This is a genomic window from Arthrobacter sp. B3I9 (assembly GCF_030816935.1).
Taxonomy (GTDB): domain Bacteria; phylum Actinomycetota; class Actinomycetes; order Actinomycetales; family Micrococcaceae; genus Arthrobacter.
In genome coordinates this window covers 2,952,353-2,975,120 of sequence record NZ_JAUSYO010000001.1, presented here as the reverse complement: position 1 = coordinate 2,975,120, position 22,768 = coordinate 2,952,353, and the positions used below count along the sequence as shown (strand labels likewise).

The following is a 22,768-nucleotide window of genomic DNA, read 5'->3' as shown; positions in this document are numbered from 1 at the left end:
GCATGTCCGCCTTCCGCACCCACGGCCGCGGCCACCTCAATGGCCCGGTCGTGGTCCTTGGAACCGGGCTCCTCGGCACCAGCATCGGGCTCGGCCTCCGGGGCCGCGGCGTGTCCGTGTTCCTCTCCGACCCCTCACCCACTAACCAGGCCGTCGCCGTCGACATCGGCGCAGGCCTGCCGTTGGCGCGCCTGGACGCGGAGCGGCCTGAGCTCGTCGTGGTTGCCGCTCCGCCGGACGTCACTGCGGACGTGGTTGCCCAGGCCCTGAAGGACTACCCGGACGCGGCCGTCGTCGACATCGCCAGCGTCAAGGCCGGCATCCAGGCCGACCTCCGCGACCGGGGGGCTGACCTCAGCCGTTACGTGGGCACCCACCCCATGGCAGGACGGGAGAAGTCCGGCCCCGTGGCCGCCCGGGGAGAACTGTTTACGTCAATGCCCTGGGTGCTGTGTCCGACGGCGGAAACCTCGCCCGCCGCGGTGCAGGCTGCGCGCGCCCTCGCCACGGACCTTGGCGCCGTCGTGTCCGAGTTCTCCGCGGAAGAACACGACGAGGCGGTGGCGCTGGTTTCCCATCTGCCGCAGATCATGTCCTCGCTCGTCGCCAGCCGGCTCCAAGGCACGCCCCTGCACGCGCTGTCCCTTTCCGGGAACGGCCTGCGGGACGTGACCCGCATTGCTGCCAGCGACCCCACCCTCTGGGTCCAGATCCTCGGTGCGAACGCGGACAAACTCGTCGGGATCCTGCACGGTGTCCGCGAAGACCTCAACCGCCTCATCGGAACGCTGGAGCATCCCACCGCTCCCGGCGCCCGGCTGGACCTGGCCCAGCTGATCAGCGAAGGGAACGCCGGACAGTCGCGGATCCCGGGCAAGCACGGCGGACCGCCGCAGGCCTACTCCTGGCTCACGGTCCTGGTGGATGACACCCCGGGCCAGATCGCGCGGCTCCTCACCGAGATCGGTGAGATCGGCGTCAACCTCGAAGACCTCCGGCTGGACCACTCGTCGGGACAAAACGTGGGTATGGTGGAAATTTCCGTGCTGCCCAACAAGCATGACCTCCTCATCGAAGCCCTCAACGACCGCGGATGGCGGGTACTCCAGTAATGACACAGGAAATCATAGAAACCATGGACGTTGTCCGCCCCGGAAAAAGCCTCGTCGTGGCGATCGACGGGCCGTCCGGATCGGGCAAGTCCAGCGTCAGCAAGGAAGTCGCGCGGCGGCTCCGTCTTGCCTACCTCGACACCGGCGCCATGTACCGTGCCCTGACCTGGTTCTGCCTGGATACCGGCACTGACCTGGAAGACGCCGGCGCAGTGGAAGCCGCGGCGGAGAACCTTCCGCTGGAGGTCAGCACCAGCCCGCAGGACGAGTACGTGCGCGTCGGCGGCGTCGACATCACCCTCGCCATCCGGGAGCCCGCGATCTCCGCGGCCGTCAGCGCCGTCGCCACCACCCTTGGCGCCCGCACCGAACTGATCCGCCGCCAGCGCGAGATGATCGAACTGCACCACCGCCGCATGGTGGTCGAGGGGCGGGACATCACTACCGTCGTCGCGCCTCACGCGGAAGTACGGATGCTGCTCACGGCGTCCGAGGAGGCGCGCCTGCGCCGCCGGGGAATCCAGCTGGGCGGCAGCCAGAACGCCGAGCAGCTCGCCGCCCAGGTGACCCAGCGCGACGCAAAGGACTCCACGGTGGTGAACTTCACCCAGGCCGCCGACGGTGTCGTGACCCTGGACTCCTCCGACCTGGACTTCCAACAGACGGTCGATGCCGCCCTCGGCATCGTGGACCGCGTGGTCAACCACAAGATCAGCCTTGACTGAGCCGGAACCGGCACTGCCGGGACGGTGGACGACCGTCTGGAGCAGGCCCGTAGGCTGGCTCCTGGACCACGTCGTCTACCGGACTTCGGTGACGGGCCGGGCGAACGTCCCGGCGTCGGGCCCGGTGATCTTCGCCGGGAACCACATCAGCTTCCTGGACGGCCCGGTCATGTTCGGCGCCGCACCGCGGCCCATGCACATCCTGGTTAAAAAGGAACTTTTCAGCGGCCTCCTGGGCCGGGTGCTTACTGCCGCGGGCCAACTGCCGGTTGACCGGGCCGGTGACCGCGCCGCCCTGCATAAAGCCCGGCGGGTGCTCGAGGCCGGCCGTTGCGTTGGCATCCTTCCGGAAGGAGCGCGGGGGAGCGGCGAAGCTTCTGCCATCAACAACGGAGTTGCCTGGCTGGCACTGAACTCCGGCGCCACCGTGGTTCCCGTCGCCATCCTCGGCACACGGATCAGCGGCGAGCACCTGGATGCGGTACCCGGCCCGCGCCGCCGGCTGCATGTCAGCTTCGGCGGTGCCCTGAACGTCTGCCGCCGGCCGGGCGAGACCGGCCGTGTTTCAATGGACAGGGCGGGAACCGAAATCCGTGCCGCGCTGGCCCGCCATGTCCAGGAAGCAATCGCCGGCAGCGGGCAGCCCCTGCCCGACGCGGACATCCCGCAAGAACGTCATAAAGAAGTAGCCGGGACGCCGGCAGATCACCACCTAAGGAATGTGCAATGAGCGATACGACTCAAACCTCCGGCAACTTCGGCGCCGGCGAAGACGAATACACGCCCACCGGCACGGACCAGGTGGCTGAGCACCTTGCCGCCTTGGATGATGAGGAAGCGGAACTCCGCGCAGCTTCCCTTCGGGCCGGGCTGGACGACTACGAACTTGACGAGGAAGACGCCGCCCTCCTGAGCGGCCGCTACGACGACGAGGACTTCGAAGGTCCGCTCAAGCTGGATCCCGTCCTGGCCATCATCGGGCGCCCGAACGTGGGCAAGTCCACCCTGGTCAACCGGATCCTCGGCCGCCGCGAAGCGGTCGTGGAAGACACCCCCGGTGTCACGCGCGACCGGGTCATGTACTCCGCCCACTGGAACGGCCGCAACTTCACGGTGGTCGACACCGGCGGCTGGGAGCACGATGCCCGCGGTATCCACGCACGCGTGGCCGAACAGGCCGAGATGGCAGTGGAACTCGCGGACGCCGTGCTGTTCGTCGTCGACTCCGCCGTGGGCGCAACGGCCACCGACGAAAGCGTCGTGAAGATGCTGCGTAAGTCCAAGAAGCCCGTCATCATGGTGGCCAACAAGGTGGACGACTTCGCGCAGGAGGCTGACTCGGCCACGCTCTGGGGCCTTGGCTTCGGGGAACCGTACCCCGTGTCCGCGCTTCACGGCCGCGGCGTTGCCGACCTGCTCGACCACGTCATGGACACGCTGCCCGAGTTCTCGACGATCGAGGGGCTGGAGCGGTCCGGCGGACCGCGGCGCATCGCGTTGATCGGCCGGCCCAACGTCGGAAAGTCTTCGCTGCTGAACAAGCTGGCCGGCTCCGAGCGGGTGGTGGTGGACAATACCGCCGGCACCACCCGGGACCCGGTGGACGAGTTCGTCGAACTCGGCGGCCGCACCTGGCGCTTCGTGGACACTGCCGGCATCCGCCGCCGCCAGCACATGGCCCAGGGCGCGGATTTCTACGCCTCGCTGCGCACCCAGAGCGCACTCGAAAAGGCCGAGGTCGCCGTCGTGCTGCTGGCCGTGGACGAAGTGCTCAGCGAACAGGACGTCCGCATCCTGCAGCTGGCCATCGAATCGGGCCGCGCACTGGTCCTCGCGTTCAACAAGTGGGACCTGCTGGACGAGGAACGCCGGATCTACCTCGAACGAGAGATTGAGCGGGACCTGGCCCACGTGGCGTGGGCGCCGCGGGTCAACATCTCGGCGCTCACAGGCTGGCACAAGGACAGGCTGGTTCCGGCCCTGGACACCGCCCTGGAAAGCTGGGACAAGCGCATCCCCACCGGGCGCCTCAACGCATTCCTGGGCGAACTGGTCGCGGCGCACCCGCACCCGGTCCGCGGCGGCAAGCAGCCCCGCATCCTTTTCGGCACCCAGGCCTCCAGCCGGCCGCCGAAGTTCGTGCTGTTCACCACCGGGTTCCTGGATCCAGGCTACCGCCGCTTCATCACGCGCCGGCTCCGTGAGACCTTCGGTTTCGAGGGCACTCCGATCGAGGTCAACATGCGCGTCCGCGAAAAGCGCGGCAAGAAGCGTTAATTCCGACACACCAGGGGCGGTAACGCTTTGAAAATGTCACAGGCACCCTCCCGTATCGTGTAAGCTTTTGGAGGTGGTTCGGCCGGACTGCAGAGATGAAACTCCTGGCATACAGGGGATGCAATCGATGCGGAGAACGGCGGAACTAACGGGCTGTAGCGCAGCTTGGTAGCGCACTTGACTGGGGGTCAAGGGGTCGCAGGTTCAAATCCTGTCAGCCCGACCAAAATAGCAGCAGGTAAGAGGCCGTTTCCGGAGAAATCCGGAGACGGCCTTTTCTGCTTAGCACGTCGAATGTAGCCACGATTGTTCGGGCGTGTCCGTTCGGTCGATCAGTAGCAGGTCAGAGGGTCAAGCAGGGCTTGCTTGAGACCCGCGCTGAGTGCCGGCGGGCTGTCGACGTCAACTGCGAGTGCCTGCACGGCACGGGCGAAGAAGTTCCGCATGGCAGCGGCGAGGGTGATTTCCACGATGTCCTCATCGCTGAAGCCCAGAGCCTGCAGGTTCCTGCTGTCTTGTTCGGTCATGGATGCGGAGTCGCGGCTGAGCTTCTCAGCGAACTCCATCATTGCCACTTCCGCGGCGGTTAATCCCGCGTTCCTGTAGTCGCGAGCAATCCTGATGAGGGTTGCTTCGTCGAAGTACTTCAGTGTCCTTGCCCCATGCGCCAGCCTGCAATGCTGCGAGCCGATACCCAGGGATGCGGCGAGTGTAACCAGTTCGTAGCGCCGTTTGTCCATTGGGCCCGCCACTGCCTCGACCATGCAGTTCCACGCTTTGTAGGCCTCGGGGTGCAGAGACATCACTTTCGTGTGGCTGGCCACGTAGCCGAGGTCGCGGATGTCCTCGGCGTAGAAGGCTGCGGTAACGCCGGAGGCCTCACCCGGAGGCACCGTCTTGATGATAGTCATCTCTATCTCCTAAAGACTTTCAATACTTGCTAGCCTGCACCCTTTTGTTCGTGGGTTGAAAGCGTGTCTTTTGGGGTGCTGAGTCCATTCCACCTCCGAGTCAGGCGCGCCACATCCGTGCTTACTACTGAAAAATATTCCGTGGAGGCTGTGCAGAGCGGATGGCCGTATGCGACTGTTGGGACGTGCAACTTGGATTCGAAATCCGGGGCGGATCGTTGCGGGACGCGGGGGTAACGAAGCGCGAGATGGAGGTTTTCTGGCTCGTGGGGGACCGCTTGCGCAACAGGGAGATTGCGGAGGGTCTACATCTTTCAGAACGCACGGTTGAGAGCCATGTATCTGCCCTGCTGCGCAAACTTGGCTTGACTGATCGCCCGTCGCTTGTCGCCGCAGCGCAACAGCTGCGTGTTTCCTCGCCCACCCGCCCCCTGCCGATGCCATTGTCATCGTTTATTGGCAGGAGTGAAGAAGTATCAGAGCTTCTGCACCTGGCGGTGAGGGAGCGCCTCATCACGGTCGTTGGACCTGCCGGAGTCGGGAAGACAAGGCTTGCCCTGGAAGTGGCGGCTTCGTCCCGGCCACACCAGCAGTCCTCGTCGACCTGGCAACTGCTGCATCAGGGGAAGAGGTTTTGCGTGTCTTCGCCGACGCGCTTGGTCTGACCGCCGAGGGAGAACAGCTGCGGCCTCGGCTCCGCGAAGCAGTTTCTGCAAGGGACTATTGGGCCATAGTGGATAACTGCGAGCATGTTGCGCCAAGCGCCACCGTACTCCTGGCTGATCTGCTGAGTTACACGCAGCGCCTCCGAATTTTGGCTACGAGCCGCACTCGGCTACATATCGCGGGGGAAGTGCTATTTGAACTGATGCCGTTTGCAGTGCCAGACGCTGACTGGAACCCGGTGCAATTGGTGAACTCCCCGTGCGGTCGGTTGTTTGTTGACCGTGCAGCCTCGCAGGTCCGTGCTTTTTCCCCCGCTGAGATTCTTGCGCTTTTGGACGAACAGCTGACGGCGTCACGACAGGTGGACCACAGCATCACCCGCCGGCACCAGACCTTGAGGGAAGCCCTGCAGTGGAGCTATGACCTGCTCACCGAGAAGGAGCGGCAGCTTTTCGAACGGTGCTCTGTGTTCCCCGGTCTCTTTGGATATGACGAAGTGCTGGAAACCCTCTGCTATCCACCATTGCAGCCTCCCGAGATGGCTGAGCTCACAAGCGGCCTTGTAGACGCGTCCTTGATTTCGGTCCGCCGTGATGGCGAACATACGGAGTACCGCATGCTCGACAGCGTGCGGCGGCTCGCGTTCTCGCTACTGGAGCAACGAGGGGAAAGCGACTTCCTCCAGGGACACTACGCCCGACAACTCCTTCACCGCGGCGCCTCAATGTTGCAGGATCTGCAGGGCACAGACCAGATCTACGCGCTCAGGTGGTACAACGAGCATTGGATCGACGTGCGCTCCTGCATGGGCTGGGCCCTGAAAAACGGCAGTGATGAGCTGGCGTGGGAGTTTCTCGCGGGTATCGGAACGGGCTGGGAAATTCTCGGGGCAAAGGGCGAACTCTTCGACTGGCTGAAAGTCCTCCTCACGCGCCCACTTCCACAAGGAATCCTTGGGGTTAGGGCAGAAATTGCAGCGACGGTTCTGTTCGATTACCAGGACTCAGAACAAACCCTCATGCATGCCCAAAGGGCTCACTCACTGGCCGCTGAACTAGGTGACAGGAGCAGCACCGCGCAGGCCGAATGGGCGCTGGGATGGGCCCTGAAACGTGCAGACCCGGCGTCTGCAACCGAACATCTACTCAAGGCGGACCAACTGTTTCATCGATTGGGCGACGAGTGGCACGGCGCACTGGTCTTGGAATCCCTGGGATACGCAGAGCCCGACACCGATATTGCTGTCGAATTACTAACGAACAGCGCCAAGGCGTTTCGAAGCCTCGGGGACTACGTGAAAGAGGCGAACTGCCTAAACCAGATGGCGAACCACACCATCTGCACAGGCCAGCGAACCCATGAGGCACGCCAGTGGCTGCGCGAGGCCGAACGTCTGGCCCATAGGACGGGAAACCGGCACGAGCAGCTCCATGCCGAACTCTTCCGGATCCGACTGGACCAATTCCAGAAACCGAAGACCGTCCACGGCGCGCGCCTTGATCAATTGCTCAAAGACTTCAAGCTTATTGGTGACCAGCGCTGCACAGGCCGTGCCCTCCTCAGCCTGGGCTATGAGTCGCTCAAATCTGGCAACTTCCAATCTGCCAGCCGGCAACTTAAGGAATCTGTCGCCCTCGCCGCCAGTTGCGGCGCCACGCTGGAAACGGCGACGGGTATCCACCTGCTGGCCGAATCCTCATTTCGAAGCGGTAGAGGTGAAACCGCTGCAGCGGGGGCAGGCGGCCCCCTGACGCCGGCGCCGCAAGACCCGGGGCCGTTGAAGCGCGCTACTTCAGGAACCGTGAGGTCCGGCGGTCGGCCAGGATCTTCCCCTTCGTCTGGCAGGTCGGACAGTATTGCAGCGCTGTGTCGGCGAAGGAAACCTCACGGACCGTGTCACCGCACACCGGGCACGCTTCGCCGGTCCGGGCATGGACGCGCATGTGGTTGCGTTTGGTGTCTTTGAGCTGCGACGGCGGCTTCCCCTGCGCTTCCGTCAACGCCGTTCCCAGGATGCTGTGGATGGCGTCGTACAGAACCTGGACGGCGTCCCGGTCCAGCGACTTGGCGATTGCGAAGGGTGACGTCCTGGCTGCGTGCAGGATCTCGTCGCTGTACGCGTTCCCGATGCCCGCTATCACGGCCTGGCTCCGGAGCAGGCCCTTCACTTGCTGCGAGCTGGAACCTAGAATCTCCGCAAAGGTATGGACGTCGAACCCGGGGGCGAACGGGTCCGGTCCGAGCGTGGCGATTCCGGGGACGTCGTGGGGATCCCGGACCACGTAGACCGCCAGGCCCTTTTTCGTGCCGGCCTCTGTCAGGTCCAGGCCGAGCAGGCCGGACGCGCCGGTGAAGAGCAGCCGCGCCGCCAGGGGGCCCTTGCCCATTTTCAGCTGGATCTCGGTCGGTGTGTCGGTGAAGCGGACCCAGCCGGCCCGCGCCAGGTGGAAGACAAAAAACAGCCCGTCGGCCTCCATGCTGATGAACTTGCCGAAGCGTTGGACCCCGGTCACGGTCCGGCCCTCGAGCTCCGAGAACGGGGGATCAGCGGTCTTAAGCACTGCGAAGGAGGCGATTTGTATCTTTGTTACGACGGTTCCACGCAGGTGTTCATCAAGAAAGTCCGCCAGGGCCGCCACTTCAGGAAGCTCGGGCATGGCCTAGTCCCGACCCGCGTCGCCGTCGACGCCGGTTAGGTCAATAGTTGTGACGGCCGCCTGTGCACGTTCTGTCATCGCACCATCATGGCAGAGTCTTCCCGGGCCTCGCCTGCATCTGCCTATACTTTCAGCGGCGGGCAGTTCGAGTGGCCGCCGCTGACCTTGGTGATTGACCCGATGAAAGGCCCGTCATGAGCATCATTCCCGAAGAGTTGTCCTACACCGCAGAGCACGAGTGGGTTTCGGCCCCGGATGCCGACGGAGTCGTGCGCGTGGGCATCACCGATTTTGCCCAGGACGCCCTCGGGGACGTCGTCTACGCCCAGATGCCCGAAGTGGGCACCACAATCAAGGCAAACGACGTCGTCGGTGAGGTCGAATCCACCAAAAGCGTGAGTGACATCTACGCTCCCGTCTCCGGCGAGGTGGTGTCCCGGAACGAGGCGCTGGACACGGATTCGGCCCTGATCAACTCCGATCCGTACGGCGAGGGCTGGCTGATCGAAATCAAGCTGGCCGAGCCCGACGCCGTCGAATCACTGCTCAGTGCGTCGGAGTATGAACAACAGGTAGGCTAAAGGGAAGGGCTTCCGGGCCGGGCCACAGCAGTACTTTCACAGCAGTACTTGCAACACAGCAGTACCAGCGATGGCCCGCCCGCTGGCCCTACCGGATTTGCCAGGCATTTCCGGCCGGCATGCGTTATCTGCAGGGGGGACACCTGCAGCGAATGAGGAGGATTCAATGTTTGGCCACGAACGGAACGCCACAGGGGAGCGTCGCGGCGCGCGTGGAGTGAAGGCTTCGGAGACCACGTCGATCAACCTCACCCCGGTGCGTGACGAACCCACCATCCCTCCGAAGGTCTCCGCCGATGAGCGGACGGCCGTCGAGTCGCTGCCCTTCGGCTCCGCCCTGCTGGTCGCCCACTCCGGGCCCAACAGCGGAGCGCGCTTCCTGCTGGATTCCGACGTGACGACGGCGGGCCGCCACCCGGACGCCGACATTTTCCTTGACGACGTCACGGTTTCACGCCGCCACGTCGAATTCCGCCGCACGGCTCGCAGCTTTGAAGTTGTCGACACCGGAAGCCTGAACGGCACGTACGTCAACCACGACCGCGTCGACAGCGTGGAGCTGAAGTCCGGCAACGAAGTGCAGATCGGCAAATTCCGCCTCACCTTCTACCTGAGCCCTGCCCGCGCAGCAGGCAACGACTGATTCCGGGGTAGTTGCCTGTGGCAATGGCACAAGCGGAACGGCGCGGACCCCAGGTCCTGAACATCGGGGAAGTCCTGGCTCAGCTCAGCGACGATTTCCCCAACATGACCGCGTCGAAAATCAGGTTCCTTGAGGAAAAGGGGCTCATCAACCCGCAGCGGACGCCCGCGGGGTACCGGCAGTACGCCGAAAGCGACGTCGAGCGGCTCCGCTTCGTGCTGTCCCTCCAGCGCGACCAGTATCTTCCGCTTAAGGTCATCAAGGACTACCTCGATGCGATTGACCGCGGCGAACGCCCGGACAACCTGCCTCCCGGGGTTACGGTCTCGCCGCGGATCGTCTCCGAAGAGCTGGCATCCGAACTGCAGAACCGGGTCCGGCGGCTCAGCGAGGAACAGCTTCGGGCCGAGTCCGGCGCCAGCGTGCCGCTGGTTGAATCACTCCTGAGCTTCGGCCTGATCGGCCACGTCAACGGCAAGTTTGACGAAAACGCCCTTCAGGTGGCGCGCGCCTGCGTCCAGTTGGAGAGCCACGGCCTGGAACCCAGGCACCTGCGGCCGTTCCAGGCTGCCGCCGAACGCGAGTTCGGACTCGTGGAGCGCGCGGTGGCCACCCTGACGTCCCGCAAGGACGCCGCTTCCCAGGCCCGTGCCGCCGAGGCTGCCCGGGAAATCAGCGAACTCTGCCTCTCGCTGCACCGGGCACTGGTCCAGGACCGCATATCGAGAATGGACATCTGATGATCGAGGTGGAGATTGTAGGCGTGCGGATCGAGCTGCCGTCCAACCAGCCGCTTGTCCTCCTCAAGGAGATCCACGGAGAACGCCACGTGCCGATCTGGATCGGCACGCCGGAAGCCAGCGCCATCGCCTTGGCCCAGCAGGGTGTGGTCCCGCCGCGCCCCATGACCCACGACCTGCTGGTAGACGTCGTGGAGTCACTGGGGCACAGCATCGTCAGCGTCAACATCGTGGCGGTGGAGGACAACATCTTCTACGGCCAGCTCCAGTTTGAGAACGGCACCACTGTCAGCTCGCGGGCCTCCGATGCGCTGGCCCTCGCGCTGCGCGCCAAATGCCGGATATGGTGCGCTGACGCCGTCATGGACGAGGCCGGCGTCCGGATCACCGAGCATGACGAGGGCGAGGATACCCACCCGGACGCGGCAGTGGACGAAGAGGGTGAAATGCGGCGTTTCCGCGAGTTCCTCGACGACGTCGAACCCGAGGATTTCGCCGGCTGAGGCCGGCATCGACCGCCCTAAGGTTAAAGTCGAGGATGAAACTTTCGACACGCCCTGCTAATAGGCCGAAGGTCTTTGACCTTGGGCTCCGGCGGGCCTAACGTCAGAGGTACAAGTTTCCATTGCATAGAAGTTCCCTTGCATAGAAGTTCGAGTGCATGGAATTTCGATTGCATAGAACAGCCGCGCAGGTCACACTGGAATGTGCAGCCCGGCCTAGTTACACGGATGAATTTTGCCGTGGGTTGGTAACTCAGCCGGTCAGCTGACCGGTGATGCTGCGACTTCCCCCGGGGAGCCATGACAAGGAGGGTCCACGTGAGTCCGAAAGGCGAAGCGGGCGAGCTCAAGCAGACTGCGACGGCTGGCGTAGCTGTCCCGGCCAGCGGTGCCCAGGGGCTGTTGTTCACTGAGGATCTTCCCGTTTTGGACGAAGACGCAGGCTATCGCGGACCCACCGCGTGCAAGGCCGCCGGCATCACCTACCGCCAGCTGGACTACTGGGCCCGGACGGGGCTCGTCGAACCCGCCGTGCGCGGTGCCGCCGGATCCGGCTCCCAGCGGCTCTATGGCTTCCGCGACATCCTGGTCCTCAAAGTCGTCAAGCGTCTGCTGGACACCGGCGTCTCACTCCAGCAGATCCGCACCGCCGTTGAACACCTGCGCGAGCGTGGCGTCGAGGACCTGGCCCAGATCACACTCATGAGCGATGGCGCCAGCGTCTATGAGTGCACCTCTGCCGACGAAGTGATCGACCTCGTCCAGGGCGGCCAGGGCGTCTTCGGCATCGCCGTGGGGCGGGTCTGGCGCGAGGTGGAGGGGAGCCTTGCCGCGCTTCCCAGCGAACACGCAGCAGTACAGTCCTTCCCCGACGATGAACTCAGCAAGCGCCGGGCCACCCGCAAGACCGGTTAGGTCCAGCCCACCACAGAACACCACGAAGGCCGCCTTTCTTGTGAAAGGCGGCCTTCGTTGTCAGGACCGGCAGGAGTTGCCGGGCGGCGCCACGGGCCCGGGCGGCGGCGCTACCGCAGGCTGCGGTTACGGACGCTGCCGGTGGACTTCAGCAGGTTCGCCAGCAGTGCGTCGAACAGCGCGGCCGCGTTCTTGGCTGAGTCTCCGGGCCAGGAATGAATCGAGTGGGCCGCACCCTGGATCTGCTGCCAGTTGGCCTGCTCGGGTATGTGCGGGTAGAGGAGCAACTCACCGAACATGGACTGCATCTCTGAGAGCCGGAACGCGTGCTCCGCGGAACCGCTGCGCACGCGGTTGGCCACGATGCCCGCGGGGGAAAGCTTCGGGGCGAATTCCCTTCGGAACAGCTGGATCGCCCGCATGGTGCGCTCCGTGCCGGCAACGGAAAAGAGTCCGGGTTCTGCCACCAGGGTCACCTTGTCGCTGGCTGACCACGCCATCCTGGTCAGCCCGTTCAGGGACGGCGGGGAGTCGATGAGGACCAGGTCGTAGCCGCTGGCCCCGGCCAGCACGGTGGAAAGCCGGCGCAGGTCGCGGCGGCCAAGATCCGGCCGGTCATAGATGCCGGTGTAGGCGGAGCCGACCGCGACATCCAGAATGGATGTAGTGGAGCCAGATGTAGTGGAGCCGGCTGCGGGCGCACCGTTGCTGCCCGCCCGCTCAACCCAGCCGCTGGAGACGACGTTCTCGGCCAAACGGGCGCGGCGGGGTGCCTTCAGCATCCGGCCGATATCCAGCTGCCCGACAGGGCGGACGCCGAGGGCAGTGCTTGCATCCGCGTGGGGGTCAAGGTCGACGACGAGGGTGGGGATCCCGGCGGCCATTGCCGCGGACGCCAGTCCGGTGGTCACCGATGTCTTACCGACACCGCCTTTGAGGCTGCTGATGCTGACTACTTGCACGTGAAAAACCAATACCTAACGCCGGTTGCCGGGACGGGGTCCTGCCGGCTCCTGCGTTCCGATGATTCCAGGGGTGCCAAGGTTTTAGGTCCTGGGTCCTGGGGAGCCGGGGCGAGCATGCGCCACCCACCCTTTCATCATATGTTGACCCTGCATCGATTTCCGTTTCATCCGGTGGAGGGGCGGCACTTCGCCCAGAAGGCATGCCCCTCCGGTCCGCGGCCTTGCGCGCAGGGGGCCAACGTGACGCATAATGCTGTGACGGTGGCCACAATCATTTGTGTTTGGCTGCGCCGGTCTTAGAAACTGTGAGCACTTACCGATACGCCCGCGATGATGCAGGAGAAGTATGTTTTCCAAGATTCTGGTGGCCAACCGCGGCGAAATCGCGATCCGTGCCTTCCGCGCCGGCTACGAGCTCGGCGCAAAAACTGTAGCCGTGTTCCCCAACGAGGACCGTAATTCGATCCACCGCCAGAAGGCCGACGAGGCATATCTGATCGGTGAGGAGGGCCACCCCGTCCGGGCGTACCTCGACGTGGACGAGGTCGTGCGTGTGGCCAAGGAGTCCGGGGCCGATGCCATCTACCCCGGCTACGGTTTCCTCTCCGAGAACCCGCGCCTGGCACGGGCCGCGGCCGAGGCCGGCATCACCTTCGTGGGTCCGCCGGCTGAAGTGCTGGAACTGGCCGGCAACAAGGTCGCCGCCCTTGAAGCGGCCCGCAAGGCCGGCGTCCCCGTCCTGAAGTCCAGCCAGCCGTCCAAGGACCTCGACGAGCTGATTGCCGCCGCCGACGAGATCGGCTTCCCGATCTTCGCCAAGGCCGTAGCCGGTGGCGGCGGCCGCGGCATGCGGCGCGTTGACACCCGTGAGGCCCTCCCCGAAGCCCTGCAGGCCGCGATGCGTGAAGCGGACGCCGCCTTCGGCGACCCTACGATGTTCCTCGAACAGGCCGTGCTGCGCCCGCGCCACATCGAGGTCCAGATCCTGGCCGACGCCGAAGGCAACGTCATGCACCTCTTCGAGCGTGACTGTTCCATCCAGCGCCGCCACCAGAAGGTCATCGAGATCGCCCCGGCGCCAAACCTGGACGAGGGCATCCGGCAGGCGCTCTACCGCGACGCCGTGAAGTTCGCCAAGGCGCTGAACTACGTCAATGCCGGCACCGTGGAGTTCCTGGTCGACACGGTCGGGGAGCGCGCCGGCCAGCACGTGTTCATCGAAATGAACCCCCGGATCCAGGTCGAGCACACCGTCACGGAGGAAGTGACCGACGTCGACCTCGTCCAGGCCCAGCTGCGCATCGCCGCAGGCGAGACCCTGGCTGACCTTGGTCTCTCGCAGGACACCGTCCGGCTGCGGGGTGCTGCGCTGCAGTCCCGCATCACCACGGAGGACCCGGCAAACGGCTTCCGGCCCGACGTCGGAAAGATCACCGGCTACCGTTCGGCCGGCGGCGCCGGTGTCCGGCTCGACGGCGGCACCGTCTACTCCGGTGCCGAGATCAGCCCGCACTTCGACTCGATGCTGGTGAAGCTGACCTGCCGCGGACGCGACTACCCGGCCGCTGTCGCCCGGGCCCGGCGTGCCCTGGCGGAGTTCCGCATCCGCGGGGTGTCCACCAACATCTCCTTCCTGCAGGCGGTGCTGGACGATCCGGACTTCGTGGCCGGCAACGTGGCCACCTCATTCATCGATGAACGGCCGCAGCTGCTGAAAGCACGCGTCTCCGCGGACCGTGGTACCAAGCTGCTGACCTGGCTCGCCGAAGTCACGGTCAACAAGCCCAACGGCGAACTCACCGTCCATAGCGATCCCGCCGACAAGCTGCCGGCAACAACCGACGTCACGGCCCCGACAGGCTCCCGCCAGCGGCTCCAGGAGCTGGGGCCGGAGGCCTTTGCCCGGGCCCTGCGGGCGCAGGACGCCGTCGCCGTCACCGACACCACGTTCCGGGACGCGCACCAGTCACTGCTCGCCACCCGGGTGCGGACCCGCGACCTGGTCGCTGCCGGCCCGGCCGTTTCCAAGCTGCTGCCCGAACTGCTTTCCGTCGAGGCCTGGGGCGGCGCCACCTACGACGTGGCCCTCCGGTTCCTGGGCGAAGACCCCTGGGACCGCCTGGCCGCACTGCGCAAGGCGCTGCCGAACATCTGCCTGCAGATGCTCCTGCGCGGACGCAACACCGTCGGCTACACGCCGTACCCGGAAGAGGTGACGGTCGCGTTCGTCAACGAGGCCGCGGCTACCGGCATCGACATCTTCCGCATTTTCGATGCCCTCAATGACGTCAACCAGATGGCCCCGGCCATCCGGGCCGTCCGGAATACCGGCACGGCCATCGCCGAGGTCGCCCTCTGCTACACCGCGGACATGCTGGATCCGGAGGAAAAGCTCTACACCCTCGACTACTACCTCGAGCTGGCCCAGAGGATCGTCGACGCGGGGGCGCACATCCTGGCCATCAAGGACATGGCAGGGCTGCTGCGGCCGGCGGCCGCCGCACGCCTCGTCAGTGCGCTGCGTGAGCGGTTCGACCTTCCGGTCCACCTGCACACCCACGACACCGCAGGCGGCCAGCTCGCCACTCTGCTGGCAGCGGTTGATGCCGGCGTCGACGCCGTGGACGTCGCGTCGGCCTCGCTGGCCGGCACCACCAGCCAGGTCTCAGCCTCGGCGCTTGTGGCCGCGCTGGCACACACGCCGCGTGACACCGGACTCGACCTCGCGAACGTCTGCGCCCTGGAACCGTACTGGGAAGCCGTGCGCCGGGTCTACGCACCCTTCGAATCGGGCCTGCCGGGCCCCACCGGACGGGTCTACCAGCACGAGATCCCCGGCGGCCAGCTCTCCAACCTGCGCCAGCAGGCGATGGCGCTGGGCCTGGGCGAACGTTTCGAGGCCATTGAAGACATGTACACGGCGGCGGACCGGATCCTCGGCCGGCTCGTTAAGGTCACCCCGTCCTCCAAGGTGGTGGGCGACCTCGCCCTGCACCTTGTCGGCCTCAACGCCGACCCCGCGGACTTCAACGAGAACCCGCAGAAGTACGACATCCCGGACTCCGTGATCGGGTTCCTCTCCGGCGAACTCGGTGACCCGCCCGGAGGCTGGCCGGAGCCCTTCCGCACCAAGGCCCTGCAGGGCCGCACCGTCAAGGTCCGCGACGTCGAGCTCAGCGCCGAGGACAGCGCTGCGCTCAAGTCCGACTCCAAGACCGTGCAGCAGACCCTCAACCGGCTGCTCTTCGCCGGTCCCACGAAGGACTACCAGAAGAGCGTGGACACCTACGGCAACCTCTCCGTGCTGGACACCCGCGACTACCTGTTCGGGTTGCAGCGCGGCGCGGAGCATGAGATCGAGCTGGAAAAGGGCGTCCGCCTGATCGCCTCGCTCGAAGCGGTCTCCGAGCCGGACGAGAAGGGCATGCGCACCGTGATGTGCACGCTCAACGGACAGTCACGGCCCGTGGTGGTCCGGGACCGTTCCGTGGTCAGCAACGTCAAGTCCGCCGAACGTGCCGACGCGTCCCAGCCGGGCCAGGTGGCAGCACCGTTCGCCGGTGCGGTCACGGTGACGGTCAAGGCCGGGGACACGGTCAAGGCAGGGGATACCGTCGCCACGATCGAGGCCATGAAGATGGAAGCGTCGATCACGACGCCGGTGGGCGGCACTGTGGCGCGGCTCGCCATCAGCGCCGTCGAACAGGTCCAGGGCGGAGACCTGCTCCTGGTCGTGGAGTAACAGCGCAAGAGGACAAACAAGGGGACCCTCCGCCGCCGCGGAGGGTCCCCTTTGCTGTGGCGTTTACGCCCGCGTGGGACGGGGGGAGCTGTACATCTCCTCGATCACGTCCTCGAAGTCCTTCATGACCTGGGACCGCTTGACTTTCATGGACGGGGTCAGGTGCCCGGACGCCTCCGTGAAGTCCGCCGGCACAATCCGGAACGACTTGATGGCCTCGGCCTGCGACACCGACTGGTTGGCGGTGTTGATGAGCTCCTGCACGGCCGCAGTGATGGCGGGATTGCCGGTCGCCTCGGCAAGGGGCATGGAGCCCGGCAGGCCGTGGCGGTGCAGCCAGCCGGGCAGGGCCTCCTCGTCCAGGGTGACAAGGGCACCGATGAACGGGCGGTTGTCTCCCACCACCAGCACCTGGGAGACGAGCGCATCGGCGCGGATCTGGTCCTCGAGCAGGGCAGGAACGACGTTCTTGCCGCCGGCCGTGACGATGATTTCCTTCTTGCGCCCCGTGATGGTCAGGAACCCCTGCTCGTCCAGCTGGCCGATGTCGCCCGTGCGCAGCCAGCCGTCCTCAAAAGCGTCCCCGGAGAGATCGTCCCGCCTGAAGTAGCCGCGCATGACGCACACGCCCTTCGCGAGGATTTCACCGTCGTCGGCGATGCGGACAGCGTTGCCCGGAATGGGGACGCCGACAGTGCCGATCCGGATCAGCTCCGGAGTGTTGACCGTGACCGGGGCCGATGTCTCCGTCAGGCCGTAGCCCTCCAGGATCTGCAGGCCGATCCCCTGGAAGAAGTGCCCGAGGCGTTCGCCCAGCGGACCGCCGCCGGAAACGGCGTGTGCCACCTGGCCGCCCATCGCCGCGCGGAGCTTGCCGTAGACCAGCTTGTCAAACACCGAGTGCTTGAGCTTGAGCCCGAGCCCCACTTTTCCGGCCTGCCGGGCCCGCGAGTACGCGATGGCGGTGTCCGCGGCGCGGTGGAAGATGGCGCCCTTTCCACCGTCCTCGGCCTTCGTGAGGGCCGAGTTGTAGACCTTCTCGAAGACCCGGGGGACCGCGAGGATGAACGTGGGCTGGTAGCTCTGCAGATCCGGCAGCAGGCGCTTGATGTCCGGGGTGTGGGCGACGGTAACGCCTGCGGCTACTGCCAGCACGGAGATGAAGCGCGCGAAGACGTGCGCCAGCGGCAGGAACATGATGGTCCTGGCGTTCTCGTTGACGACGTTGCCCAGCGAGGTGGCCAGGACGTTCTCGGAGAGCTCCACGAAGTTCCCGTGCGTCAGTTCGCACCCCTTGGGACGGCCCGTGGTGCCTGAGGTGTAGATGATCGTGGCGACGTCGGACAATGCTGCCGTGCTGCGCCGGGCTTCCAGTTCCTCGTCGCTGATCCCCGCGCCCGCGGCACGGAGCTCGTCCAGGCCGGGACCCTCGAGCTGCCAGACGTGCGCCAGGGCGGTCAGGCCTTCGGACGTCGCGGCCTGGCGGATGATGTCCTCATGGTGGGCGGACTCGCCGAAGGCGGCCACCGCGCCCGAGTCGCCCAGGTTCCAGGCCACCTGGGAGGGGGAGGACGTTTCATAGATGGGAACCGACACGCCCCCGGCGAACCAGATGGCGAAGTCGATGAGGGCCCATTCGTACCGGGTGCGGGACATGATGCCGACCCTGTCGCCAGCGGCAACTCCGCTCGCCATCAGGCCCTTGGCGAGGAGGGAGGCGTCGGCCAGGAAATCGGCAGCCGCGACGTCCTGCCATCGGCCGTCAGCGTCCCGGCGTGAGAAGAGGGCAGGGTTCGAGGCCTTGGCGGCTTGGCGGAGGAGCAGGTCCGTGATGTTCGAGTCCGGGGGGACGGTCACCAGGGGCGGGACACTGATTTCTCGCACGATAGCTCCTTTGATATCTCCATAGACCCGCGGCGGGTACAGCTAAGCCTAGTATGCAGTCCGGGCCGAAAGTGTTCCTCCACCCTACCCGCGGGTAACTATCTGGAAAAGGCCGTCCCGGCGCTGTTCCACCGGAAATGGAACCCTGCGGCGAATAGACTGTGGAACCATGCACACACCGACGCCCCGCCAGGAGCCCGTCCCCTTCCGCCGGGCGGCCGCCTGGCGACGACGGACCAGGATCCTGGGGCGTGCCGGAGCCGGAGCAGGGTCATCGGGCCAGGCACTTCGCGAGCACCTGCGGCTGGGGCGGAAGGGCCTGGCGATCGGCGTTGACATCGGCGGCACCAAGGTGGCGGCCGGGGTCGTGGACGCCGAGGGGCGCATCCTGAGCCAGGCCAGGCGCGCCACCCCGGGCAGCGACCCGCGGGCAGTGGAACAAATCATCGTGGAACTCGTCGAGGAACTGGGCCGCGGGCACAGGATCTGGTCGGTCGGGATCGGTGCCGCGGGGTGGATGGATCTCGACGGCGGGACCGTACTGTTCAGCCCGCACCTGGCCTGGCGCAATGAACCTTTGCGGGACAACCTGCAGCGGCTGCTGCGCCGTCCCGTCCTGTTGACGAACGACGCCGACGCGGCCGCGTGGGCGGAGTGGCGCTTCGGAGCCGGACGGGCCGAGGACCGGCTGGTGTGCATCACACTGGGCACCGGCATCGGCGGCGCGATGGTGATGGACGGACGGCTGGAGCGCGGCCGCTTCGGGGTGGCCGGGGAATTCGGCCACCAGATCATCCTGCCGGGCGGCCACCGCTGCGAATGCGGCAACCGTGGCTGCTGGGAGCAGTACGCCTCCGGGAATGCCCTTGGCCGGGAGGCCCGCGAACTGGCGGCCGCCAACTCGCCGGTGGCCCAGGAACTGCTCAAAGTGGTGGACGGCCGAGTGGACAGCATCACGGGCGCGATCGTCACCGAGCTGGCACAGGCCGGGGATCCGACGTCGCGCGAACTCCTCGAAGACGTCGGCGAGTGGCTGGGCCTGGGCCTGGCCAACCTGGCCGCCGCGCTTGATCCAGGAACGTTCGTCATCGGCGGCGGGCTCTGCGACGCCGGGGAACTGCTCGTGGCGCCGGCACGGAAGGCCTTCGCCCGGAACCTGACCGGACGGGGTTTCCGCCCGGCGGCCCGGATCGAGCTGGCGGCACTCGGTCCCAACGCGGGCCTGATCGGCGCGGCGGACCTGTCGAGGGTCAGCAGCCGCATGCACCGCTAAGGCCAGCCGCCGCCAAGGCACAACCAACTAGGGCACAACCAGCTAAGGCACAACCAGTCCCTAGACGCGCGCGCCGTCGTCGTGTTCGTCCTTCTCGCCGGGAAGCTTCATGATCAGGAAGACCACCGACGCCGCAAAGACCACGACTATTCCCAGGATCGCCGTCAGCGGGGCGGAGCGCCAGAACATGGCCGACAGCAGGAGGGCGATCGGCCCTCCGACCGCGCCCAGCCAGGCCAGCACGGTCATCGGATCGGCGCCGGCCAGGCTCGGTGGTTCCTCCGGGACAAACTCATCGGAGGCAAAGGGATCGTCGTCCGCCCCGTAGTCCCGGGGCCCGGTAGGAGGCTGAGCCCCGTCCGCCGGGGCATGCGGGTCCGGGGAGTACGCGGCATCGGGCGTTCCGGTTCCCTCCCGGGTCCGGGCAAGCCGTTCCTTGGCGGAGAGTTCGACCGGCGGGGCCCCGGCGAGCCCCAGGGGATCGAAGTCGCTGAACGGCCTGGCCGCGGCGGAGTCCCCGGCGGGGCCGCCGGCGGTGTCCTTCGGATCCGCCGGGCTCGGGCTGCCCTCAAGCCTGGCCACGAGGTCGAGCCAGACGGCGTCGTCCTGGTTGGCTCCGGAATCCGGAGAGGTGGGGTCCGGTCTAGTCATCTGCCGTGTCCTTCCGGCTGGCGTGGGCCGCGCCCGGCGGGCCGCCGGCAACCACCGAGCGGATAAACTCCGCCGAGCCGCGGAAAATTTCGGGCGCATCGTTGTCCATGGTAGCCACGTGGTAGCTGTTTGCCAGCCGGACGACCTCCAGCGGGGCGCGGGTCAGCCCGCGGCGGAGCGCCACCATGCTCGCATCGGAGACCACGTGGTCCACGGCGGAGCGGTAGACCCGGACCGGGGCCGTGACCCGCGGCAGGAGGCGGGCGGTGTCCTTGAGCATCTTGTTGAGTTCATGCGCCGCCGCCACAGGTGCCCGGGGATAGGCCCCTTCATTGATCCCTTCCCTGAGGATGTCGTTGGCGATGGCCGGGGTGCTCTTCAGGACGAGCTTGAGAATGCCGGCGAGGGGAGCGCGCCGGTCATCGATGACGAGGGCGGGGTTCACCACCACAACACCGGCCACCGGGCGGTTCGCGGCGATCCTGAGCGCGAGTGCACCGCCCATGGACAAGCCGGCCACGACTACCTGCTCGCACTCGTCCGCCAGTTCGAGGTACGCGGCGTCCAGGGCCGCGTGCCAGTCCTGCCAGCGGGTCCTGGCGAGCTCCTGCCACCTTGTGCCGTGGCCCGGCAGCAACGGCATCCGTACGGCATAACCGGCCTCCGCCAGGGACCGCGCCCAGTCCCGGACGCCGTGCGGGCTGCCGGTGAAGCCGTGCGACAGCACCACGCCCGTCCGCGGGCCCGTTCCGGTGAAGGGCGCACTGAGCGGCGTGTGGTCGGGACTCGTGCTCATGGGGTCTCCGGTGCTGTTATGGCCGCCCGCGGGACAGGCGGGGACCCGGCGGCTGCGTGCTTGAGGAAGAATCGGGCGGATTGTTCGAAGATCAGCGGCGCGTCGACGTCGAGGGTGGCCACGTGGCCGCTGTCCCGCAGCGGAACGACTTCCAGGTCGCGGGAGCCGAGGCGCCGCCGCAGCAGTTCGAGGGAGGACGGCGGGACCACGACGTCGGTGTCGGACTTGAAGATCAGCGCCGGCGCCTCCACGCGGGGGAGGTCCCTGGCGGCGGCCCTGAACAGCCGTCGCAGTTCGTGGACAGCGGACAGCGGGGTCAGCGAATAGTCGCCGTCTTCGGTGGGCGCCGCCGTCGGATTCTGTTCCTGCACGGGGACAGTGGTCCGCTGGAGGTACTTCAGCATTCCGACGTAGCGCACCCGGCGGTCGTAGAAGCTCAGCCCGGGGTTGACCACGGCGACGCCGGCGACCCTGTGCCGCGCAGCCGTACGCAGCGCGATGGCCCCGCCCATGGAGAGCCCCGCGACGAAGCAGTCCCGGGTGCCCGCGGCCAGTTCCTGGTACGCGAGCTCGAAGGCGGTGTACCAGTCCCGCCAGTTGTGGCGGGCGAGGTCCCGCCAGTCGGTGCCGTGGCCTGGCAGCAGCGGAACGGACACAGCGAAGCCCTGGTCGGCCAGATGCATGGCCCAGGGGAGGACGCTGAGGGGGCTGCCGGTGAAGCCGTGGCAGATCGCCACCCCGATGCCCGCGTTGGCGCCGTGGCCGGGGTAACTGAACGCTGCGGGCGCCAGGGGAGTGCTGCTTCCGGTCATGTGCCCATCGTGTCACTCTTCGGCGCAAAACTCACTAGAGCCGAAAACTCACTAGAGTAGGGTGTCATTGAAGTCCTGCCAGGATCCGACGAAGGGCCGGCCGGACGCCTTCGAAGAGAGGTGCGCCCGTGTTTTATTGGTTCATGAAGACGTTCGTTCTCGGTCCGGTGCTGAAGACGCTGTTCCGGCCCTGGGTCAAGGGCCTGGACAATGTCCCCGCCCAGGGTGCGGCGATCATCGCCTCGAACCACCTCTCCTTCTCAGACTCCATCTTCATGCCGCTCATGGTGCCGCGCCCCGTGGTGTTCCTGGCGAAATCCGAATACTTCACCGGTAAGGGGATCAAGGGCAAGCTGACCGCTGCTTTCTTCCGGCTGACCAACCAGCTGCCCATGGACCGGTCCGGGGGAGCGGCATCGGCGCAGTCCCTCGATGCGGGCATGGCCGTGCTGAAGAACGGCTCGCTCCTTGGTATCTATCCTGAGGGCACGCGCAGCCCCGATGCCCGGCTGTACCGGGGCAAGGTGGGCGTGGCACGGCTGGCGCTGAAGGCGCAGGTCCCGGTCATTCCGGTGGCCATGATCGGAACGGACAAGGTCCAGCCGATCGGCAAGCGGGTGCCCAACATCCGGCGCATCGGCATGATTTTCGGGGAGCCGCTCGACTTCAGCCGATATTACGGCATGGAGGATGACCGGCTGATCCAGCGCTCGGTCACGGACGAGATCATGTATGCCCTGATGCGGCTCTCCGGCCAGGAATATGTCGACGAATACGCCGCCGTCGTCAAGCTCCGGCTCGCCGGGAAGGCAGCAGTGAAGCCCGACGACGGAATCGCGGACGAAAGCGCCACCCCCGGAGGCGCGTGACGGTCCGGTGTGTGACGGTCGCGTGTGTGACGGTCGCTTGTGTGAC

The 22,768-nt window shown here is 66.3% G+C and carries 20 protein-coding genes and 1 tRNA gene; 14 read left to right on the top strand and 7 right to left on the bottom strand.

Going from position 1 to position 22,768, the window contains the following annotated elements; all coding sequences use genetic code 11:
- The first annotated feature begins 2 nt into the window (after positions 1-2).
- From QFZ65_RS13850 to QFZ65_RS13830, 5 genes are all read left to right on the top strand, one after another.
- Entirely contained in the window at positions 3-1,112 is a 1,110-nt protein-coding gene (locus tag QFZ65_RS13850; RefSeq protein WP_306911290.1) for a prephenate dehydrogenase, read from the top strand.
- Positions 1,112-1,837: a (d)CMP kinase gene (cmk, locus tag QFZ65_RS13845; RefSeq protein WP_306911288.1), complete on the top strand. Its 726-nt coding sequence runs from the start codon at positions 1,112-1,114 to the stop codon at positions 1,835-1,837. The genes QFZ65_RS13850 and cmk overlap by 1 nt, the downstream gene beginning before the upstream one ends.
- Positions 1,830-2,567 carry a 1-acyl-sn-glycerol-3-phosphate acyltransferase gene (locus QFZ65_RS13840; RefSeq protein WP_306911286.1) on the top strand — a complete coding sequence of 246 codons (738 nt, stop codon included), beginning with the start codon at positions 1,830-1,832 and terminating at the stop codon, positions 2,565-2,567. The genes cmk and QFZ65_RS13840 overlap by 8 nt, the downstream gene beginning before the upstream one ends.
- Complete coding sequence (der, locus tag QFZ65_RS13835; RefSeq protein ID WP_306911284.1) at positions 2,564-4,114, top strand: ribosome biogenesis GTPase Der; 1,551 nt, start codon at positions 2,564-2,566, stop codon at positions 4,112-4,114. Before QFZ65_RS13840 ends, der begins: the two co-directional genes overlap by 4 nt.
- A 149-nt stretch (positions 4,115-4,263) precedes the next feature.
- Positions 4,264-4,340: transfer RNA gene (locus QFZ65_RS13830), tRNA-Pro, on the top strand.
- A 106-nt stretch (positions 4,341-4,446) separates the two neighbouring features.
- Here the strand turns inward: QFZ65_RS13830 and QFZ65_RS13825 are convergent.
- Entirely contained in the window at positions 4,447-5,025 is a 579-nt protein-coding gene (locus QFZ65_RS13825; protein ID WP_306911283.1) for a carboxymuconolactone decarboxylase family protein, read from the bottom strand.
- A gap of 161 nt (positions 5,026-5,186) precedes the next feature.
- Here QFZ65_RS13825 and QFZ65_RS19130 point away from each other — a divergent pair, with 161 nt between their 5' ends.
- A complete protein-coding gene (locus QFZ65_RS19130) occupies positions 5,187-5,690 on the top strand; it encodes a LuxR C-terminal-related transcriptional regulator (protein ID WP_373427591.1) in 504 nt (167 codons plus the stop codon).
- Positions 5,691-7,478: 1,788 nt separating this feature from the next.
- Here the strand turns inward: QFZ65_RS19130 and QFZ65_RS13820 are convergent.
- The gene (locus QFZ65_RS13820; RefSeq protein WP_306911282.1) at positions 7,479-8,348 is read right to left on the bottom strand and encodes an Fpg/Nei family DNA glycosylase; all 870 of its coding nucleotides are present in this window, start codon (positions 8,346-8,348) and stop codon (positions 7,479-7,481) included.
- Between the two features lie 194 nt (positions 8,349-8,542).
- Between QFZ65_RS13820 and gcvH the strand changes: the two genes are divergently transcribed.
- The 5 genes from gcvH to QFZ65_RS13795 all read left to right on the top strand — a co-directional run bounded on the left by gcvH (position 8,543) and on the right by QFZ65_RS13795 (position 11,730).
- Positions 8,543-8,929, top strand: a complete 387-nt coding sequence (gene gcvH, locus QFZ65_RS13815; RefSeq protein WP_306911280.1) for a glycine cleavage system protein GcvH — start codon at positions 8,543-8,545, stop codon at positions 8,927-8,929.
- A 166-nt stretch (positions 8,930-9,095) separates the two neighbouring features.
- Positions 9,096-9,572, top strand: coding sequence for an FHA domain-containing protein (locus tag QFZ65_RS13810; protein ID WP_306911279.1), 477 nt, complete (start codon positions 9,096-9,098; stop codon positions 9,570-9,572).
- A gap of 23 nt (positions 9,573-9,595) precedes the next feature.
- Positions 9,596-10,312 (top strand): MerR family transcriptional regulator, encoded by a 717-nt coding sequence (locus QFZ65_RS13805; RefSeq protein ID WP_306911277.1) that lies wholly within the window; start codon positions 9,596-9,598, stop codon positions 10,310-10,312.
- Positions 10,312-10,815, top strand: a complete 504-nt coding sequence (locus tag QFZ65_RS13800; RefSeq protein WP_306911275.1) for a bifunctional nuclease family protein — start codon at positions 10,312-10,314, stop codon at positions 10,813-10,815. The genes QFZ65_RS13805 and QFZ65_RS13800 overlap by 1 nt, the downstream gene beginning before the upstream one ends.
- Before the next feature lie 318 nt (positions 10,816-11,133).
- On the top strand, positions 11,134-11,730 hold the full coding sequence (locus QFZ65_RS13795; protein ID WP_306911273.1) for a MerR family transcriptional regulator: 597 nt from the start codon (positions 11,134-11,136) through the stop codon (positions 11,728-11,730).
- A 110-nt stretch (positions 11,731-11,840) separates the two neighbouring features.
- Here QFZ65_RS13795 and QFZ65_RS13790 read toward each other — a convergent pair whose 3' ends face one another.
- Positions 11,841-12,692, bottom strand: a complete 852-nt coding sequence (locus QFZ65_RS13790) for a ParA family protein (RefSeq protein WP_306911272.1) — start codon at positions 12,690-12,692, stop codon at positions 11,841-11,843.
- A 349-nt stretch (positions 12,693-13,041) separates the two neighbouring features.
- Here QFZ65_RS13790 and QFZ65_RS13785 point away from each other — a divergent pair, with 349 nt between their 5' ends.
- Positions 13,042-16,437, top strand: coding sequence for a pyruvate carboxylase (locus tag QFZ65_RS13785; RefSeq protein ID WP_306911270.1), 3,396 nt, complete (start codon positions 13,042-13,044; stop codon positions 16,435-16,437).
- Positions 16,438-16,500: 63 nt separating this feature from the next.
- On the opposite strand, the gene QFZ65_RS13780 is transcribed toward QFZ65_RS13785, so the two are convergent.
- The gene (locus tag QFZ65_RS13780) at positions 16,501-18,321 is read right to left on the bottom strand and encodes a long-chain fatty acid--CoA ligase (protein WP_306911268.1); all 1,821 of its coding nucleotides are present in this window, start codon (positions 18,319-18,321) and stop codon (positions 16,501-16,503) included.
- A gap of 169 nt (positions 18,322-18,490) precedes the next feature.
- On the opposite strand from QFZ65_RS13780, the gene QFZ65_RS13775 reads away from it, so the two are divergent.
- Entirely contained in the window at positions 18,491-19,594 is a 1,104-nt protein-coding gene (locus tag QFZ65_RS13775; RefSeq protein WP_306911266.1) for an ROK family glucokinase, read from the top strand.
- Between the two features lie 60 nt (positions 19,595-19,654).
- Here QFZ65_RS13775 and QFZ65_RS13770 read toward each other — a convergent pair whose 3' ends face one another.
- Genes QFZ65_RS13770 through QFZ65_RS13760 form a run of 3 tightly spaced genes read right to left on the bottom strand, consistent with a single transcriptional unit; the run spans position 19,655 to position 21,853 of the window.
- Positions 19,655-20,245: a hypothetical protein gene (locus tag QFZ65_RS13770; RefSeq protein WP_306911265.1), complete on the bottom strand. Its 591-nt coding sequence runs from the start codon at positions 20,243-20,245 to the stop codon at positions 19,655-19,657.
- Entirely contained in the window at positions 20,238-21,041 is an 804-nt protein-coding gene (locus QFZ65_RS13765; protein WP_306911263.1) for a carboxylesterase, read from the bottom strand. The genes QFZ65_RS13770 and QFZ65_RS13765 overlap by 8 nt, the downstream gene beginning before the upstream one ends.
- Complete coding sequence (locus tag QFZ65_RS13760; protein WP_306911261.1) at positions 21,038-21,853, bottom strand: carboxylesterase; 816 nt, start codon at positions 21,851-21,853, stop codon at positions 21,038-21,040. Before QFZ65_RS13760 ends, QFZ65_RS13765 begins: the two co-directional genes overlap by 4 nt.
- A 128-nt stretch (positions 21,854-21,981) precedes the next feature.
- On the opposite strand from QFZ65_RS13760, the gene QFZ65_RS13755 reads away from it, so the two are divergent.
- A complete protein-coding gene (locus tag QFZ65_RS13755) occupies positions 21,982-22,722 on the top strand; it encodes a 1-acyl-sn-glycerol-3-phosphate acyltransferase (protein ID WP_306911259.1) in 741 nt (246 codons plus the stop codon).
- Positions 22,723-22,768: the final 46 nt, after the last annotated feature.